The 3,484-nt window shown below is 62.3% G+C and carries 5 protein-coding genes; 4 read left to right on the top strand and 1 reads right to left on the bottom strand.

Going from position 1 to position 3,484, the window contains the following annotated elements; all coding sequences use genetic code 11:
- Positions 1-182: transposase domain-containing protein (locus tag AC5JJ6_RS02220; RefSeq protein ID WP_496040477.1), on the top strand; the 182-nt coding region annotated here is incomplete at its 5' end.
- On the opposite strand, the gene AC5JJ6_RS02225 is transcribed toward AC5JJ6_RS02220, so the two are convergent.
- Complete coding sequence (locus AC5JJ6_RS02225; RefSeq protein WP_496040478.1) at positions 118-750, bottom strand: hypothetical protein; 633 nt, start codon at positions 748-750, stop codon at positions 118-120. The genes AC5JJ6_RS02220 and AC5JJ6_RS02225 overlap by 65 nt on opposite strands.
- Before the next feature lie 148 nt (positions 751-898).
- Here AC5JJ6_RS02225 and AC5JJ6_RS02230 point away from each other — a divergent pair, with 148 nt between their 5' ends.
- From AC5JJ6_RS02230 to AC5JJ6_RS02240, 3 genes are all read left to right on the top strand, one after another.
- Positions 899-1,258, top strand: coding sequence for a cold-shock protein (locus tag AC5JJ6_RS02230; RefSeq protein WP_496040479.1), 360 nt, complete (start codon positions 899-901; stop codon positions 1,256-1,258).
- Positions 1,259-1,388: 130 nt separating this feature from the next.
- Positions 1,389-2,000, top strand: coding sequence for a YciE/YciF ferroxidase family protein (locus AC5JJ6_RS02235; RefSeq protein ID WP_496040480.1), 612 nt, complete (start codon positions 1,389-1,391; stop codon positions 1,998-2,000).
- A 225-nt stretch (positions 2,001-2,225) separates the two neighbouring features.
- The coding region (locus tag AC5JJ6_RS02240) for a Na+/H+ antiporter (protein WP_496040481.1) at positions 2,226-3,484 on the top strand (1,259 nt) is incomplete at its 3' end.

Raw genomic sequence — 3,484 nt, forward strand, 5'->3', positions numbered from 1 at the left:
TCATCGCCCGGCGGATCTCCAACGGCACCCGCACCGAGGAGGGCTCGGCGGCCTACGCCGCCACTCTGAGCGTCTTCGAGACCTGTCGCCGTCGCGGTGTCGAACCGTGGCAATACATCACCGACCTCTTGGCAATGGCGCGCAAAGGCCTGCCCCATATCTCCATCCCGCTATCAGCCTGACGGGGGAGGTGAACGGGTGCCCCGCACCTGGCAAGGTGTCTTTCTCTGCCGCTCGTGACCGCAGGTCGGTTTCACGCAGCATCTTTCTCAGAACCTCGTCGCCGATGCTGTTGTCTTCCCGCAGCCGCAACAGGGCCATGCGTTCGGCATCGAAGCCATTGACCGGCGTGCTCCGCTCCGAGGCGCCGATCGGGTAGGCTTCTCTCATGGCCCGTTCCGCCACTTTCTCTTCGGCCTTCTCGTCCTCAACCCCAAGCTCCGCTTGACGCACCGCTGGCCGCAGCGTCAATCCCTGGACGACGATAGAGCCGACGATAGTGAAAGCCGCCATGACGACAATAAGGTCTCGCTCGGCAAACGGTCGGCCGTCGGGCAGTGTCGCTGGGAGCGACAGCGCCAGAACCAATCCGACGATAGAGCGCGTCGATGCCCAGGTCATCACGCCGGCCGCTGCGGCCTTGGTCGTGCCGGCCTGATCTTTCTGAGCCGCCAGTATTCTGTTCACCGGCGGCACGAATGTCGTTATTAAACTGACCACGTACTGTAACGCCAGCACGATCGCAAGCACCCCTCCGGCACTTGTCGCCACCTGAAGGAGGGGCCATGTGGATCGGCGTCCAAGCTTAGGCCATGACCGTACTACACATACCACATTGATTCATCTTGCGAATTCGCTTCAAGAGGTGGCCTTCTATCGGCGCCGATGGAGGGCTACCATGAATCATGGCAGCTCTACTTCCTTGAAAAATCAACAGTTTGAGCCGCCCCAGCTCGTGGCCCAAGCGTGGACGCCGATCCACAGCTTTGGCTTTGTACAGGTGACGGACGGCTCGCCCGATGCTTTTCTGGTGAGATCGACCCTTGCCCAAGGCGGCTATGCGGACGTTCAGGCTAGAGACATCATTTTCTGCTCGATCGTGACGGGACCGCAGGATCCGAGAGTTCAGGAAGTTCACTATGTCGATCGCAATCCCTTTGGTCGTGTCACGGAGATGCCGTCGCCGGACAGAGGAGTCCAAGAAGGTGAGAGATCGAGCAGGCCTCCTCGGAACCTGTCGAGAAGGTGGAGGGCGTGACATATCCCTTGAGCGAAGCGGACACCGTTTGGTTAAACATCTGCCGCGGACACGGCTTCGAACAGGGCAGGAACCACCCCCTGCGCAGTGGGTTGAACTGGCATTCTTCCTCATCAAGGACCCCTGATTGATGCCGACCAAGGAAAAGACCCTCGCCGACCTGTTCCTCGAAACACTCAAGGATGTCTACTACGCCGAGAAGCAGGCGGTGCGGATGCTGGGCACAGCAGCCAAGGCAGCCAAGGCAGATGACCTGCGGCAGGCTGTCGAGCAGCACCGTGAGGAAAGCCGGACCCAGGTGGAACGTCTGGAGCAGGTGTTCGAGCTGCTGGACAAGCCAGCGAGGGGCAAGAGCTGCGAGGCCATTCAGGGTCTCAACGCCGAAATGGCCGAGATCCTAGAGGATTTCGGCGACAGCCCGGCTGCCGATGCTGCTCTGATCGGCGCCGCCCAGGCGGTCGAGCACTACGAGATCGCGCGCTATGGCACGCTCAGCACCTGGGCCAGCCAGCTGGGCATGGTCGAGGCGGCGACGCTTCTGGAGGAAACCCTGGCTGAAGAGAAGAAAACAGACGAGCTTTTGACTCAGCTGGCCCGCAGTGGCGCTAATCCGCAAGCTGAACAAACCAGCTCAGCTAGCGAGAACGCTGGTGCGGACGAAGCGTTGGAACAGCCTGTCGCCAGGACGAAGCCTGCCGCGAAGGCGAAGGCCAAAAAGGCCAAGCCAGGTTCCGCTGAATAGGTTCTCGTACGGGATCAAGCAGATCGGCATGCGAGCCTGGAATGGCCGCATGCCGATCAGGTTCCCGCTGTCCAATTTCAAAGCCAGCAATCATGATGCCGGAACACAGCAGCGGGATCGGGATGTCTCTTTATCTTGATTGTACCAGTCACTGCTCGGAATGACTTCAATCGTCATGCCGGGCCGACGCGACCTACGGCCTCTCTGAGAAACCGGAACCGTGATATGGCAATCTTCGAGATTCTGCTGGGCCTACTGGCCGCCTGCGTCGCCCTGGCGCTGGTCGCCCGCCGCCTGAACATACCCGCGGCCGTGGTGCTGGTCATTGGCGGCATGACGCTGGCCCTAATCCCAGGCCTGCCGACTGTTGATCTGGATCCGCAGCTCGCTCTTGTGCTGTTTCTGCCGCCGCTCCTCCAAGCGAGCGCCTACCGCACCGACTGGCCGGCATTTCGGTCCAACTTGAGGCCGATCCTGTTCCTCGCGGTCGGCGCTGTCGTATTCACTACGCTGGTCGTCGCGGTCGTTGCCAAGCTGCTGATTCCCACCATGCCGTGGTGGGCCGCCATTACCCTCGGCGCCATCGTCGCCCCGCCCGATGCCGTGGCGGCAGCCTCGGTGCTGAAGAACTTCTCCATGCCCAAGCGGCTGGTCGTGGTGCTCGAAGGCGAGAGCCTGCTGAACGATGCCTCCTCCCTGGTCCTCTACCGCTTCGCCATCGGCGCCACCCTGGCCGGAGCGGTTTCCGTTTCCGAAGCTTCCCTGTCGTTCGTGACGTCCGCCGGCGGTGGTGTGATCGTAGGTTATCTGGCTGGCCGTGCCGCGATGTGGATCTTCACCCACCTTGAGGACACGCTGCTCGACATCCTGGTTTCCTTCCTCGTCGGCTTTGCGGCCTACTTTGCCGCCGAACACCTCCACGTCTCGGGTGTGCTCGCCGCCGTGACCTGCGGCTTGATCCTGGGTCGGCAGCAGCATGCCGCCTTCACGGCGCGCACCCGCCTGGAGATGAACGCAGTGTGGGGCTTCGTCGAGTTCACGCTGACCGCCCTAGTGTTCGTCCTGATCGGCCTGCAACTGCGCGGAATTGTGGCCCGACTGGAGCAGTACGACCCTTATCAGCTCGTCGGCCTTGGGCTGGCGGTGTCTGTGGCTTTGATCCTCAGCCGCTTTCTCTGGGTATTCCCGACAACCTGGCTGCCGAGGGCGCTGTCACCCAGCCTGCGTCAGCGTGACCCGATGCCACCCTGGAGCCATCCGACGGTGCTCGCCTGGGCCGGTATGCGCGGGGTGGTCAGCCTGGCAGCGGCACTGGCCCTGCCGGCGCAGTTCCCGGAACGCGACATCATCGTCTTCCTTGCATTCTGCGCGATCCTAGCGACGCTGGTCCTCCAGGGCACGACGCTCGGCCTCCTGATCCGCCGCCTTGGCCTGAGCGAGCCTGGGGACGAGACGGTCAATCCGGCTGTGACTCCCGAGGCGAT

This window comes from Skermanella sp. (assembly GCF_059503625.1).